Raw genomic sequence first — 1,089 nt, forward strand, 5'->3', positions numbered from 1 at the left:
GACCTGGACGCCGGGGAGTTCGCCGCGGGCCTCGGCGGGCACGAGGACCACCGAAGCGGGTCCGGCGAAGTCCTGTGCGGTTCGGCAGCGCCCCAAAGGGGCGCGGGGAACTGCGCGACCAGCCACGACGGACCCGCAGACGCCCGGCGATCTATCGCCGCACTTCCCGCGGAGCGCTTAGTGCGGGTGTCCGAGGGCGGCTGGGAGGTCGAGTTCCGGCTGCCCGGCGTCGCCGACCTGACGGCGGCGGCCCGGGCCGCGGACCCGCGCGGGGAACTGATCGCGCGGTGCCTGGTCTCGGCGGCGTACGCCGGCGAGGTCCGCCCCGCCGACGCGCTGCCCGCGCCCGTGCAGCACCGGATCGCCGAGGCGGTCGAGGCCGCCGACCCGGGGGCCGACGTGACGCTCAACGTGGCCTGCCCCGAGTGCGGGCAGGCCACCCGGGCCGAACTGGACATCGCCTCCTACCTCTGGACCGAACTGGACGCCTGGGCACGGGACGTGCTGCTCGACGTCCACCTGCTCGCCACCGCCTACGGCTGGAGCGAGCCGGAGATCCTGGCGCTCAGCCCGCTGCGGCGCCGCTACTACCTGGAGCTGTGTGCGGATGTCTGACGCCGACGGGGCGCCGGTCCCCGACTTCCTCGACCGGCTGCTCGCCCGGCACGCCGCCCCCGCGGCGGCGCCGCGTCCCGGCGTGGTGCGGGTACAGCCCCGGCTGCCCGGCCCGTTCGAGCGGATCGAGGCGGTACGGGCCGGCGCGCCGGAACCGGACGGCACCGACCTGCTGTGGCCGGCCTCGACCCCGACGGCCGCCCCGACGCCGGACGCACCGCGCCCGGCGCCTGCCCCGGCAGGACCGCGCACGGAACGCGAGCGGACGATCGTACGCACCGAACGGGCGCCCGCCGACCCGGTGGTGCGCAGCATGCCTCCCGTCGTGGCGGAGGCACCCCTGCTGCGCCCCGCCACGCCGGTCACGCCCGGCCCGCGACCCGCGCCGGACACCACCCGGCGCACGGCGGGCCCGGGCCGCGGGGACCAGGACACGTCCCGGACCGCGGCGTCCGTACCCATCCCCCCGGGTAC

Annotated in this window: 1 protein-coding gene and 1 pseudogene; both read left to right on the top strand. The window is 77.9% G+C overall.

Annotation, left to right across the window (positions count from 1 at the left end; all coding sequences use genetic code 11):
• The coding region (locus AB0I98_RS49905) for a hypothetical protein (protein WP_362953188.1) at window positions 1-615 on the top strand (615 nt) is incomplete at its 5' end.
• A pseudogene (locus AB0I98_RS49910) lies at window positions 608-1,089 on the top strand (hypothetical protein); the annotation flags it as partial. The gene AB0I98_RS49905 and the pseudogene AB0I98_RS49910, both read left to right, overlap by 8 nt.

This window comes from Streptomyces sp. NPDC050211, assembly GCF_040656035.1.
In the GTDB taxonomy this organism is placed as follows: domain Bacteria; phylum Actinomycetota; class Actinomycetes; order Streptomycetales; family Streptomycetaceae; genus Streptomyces.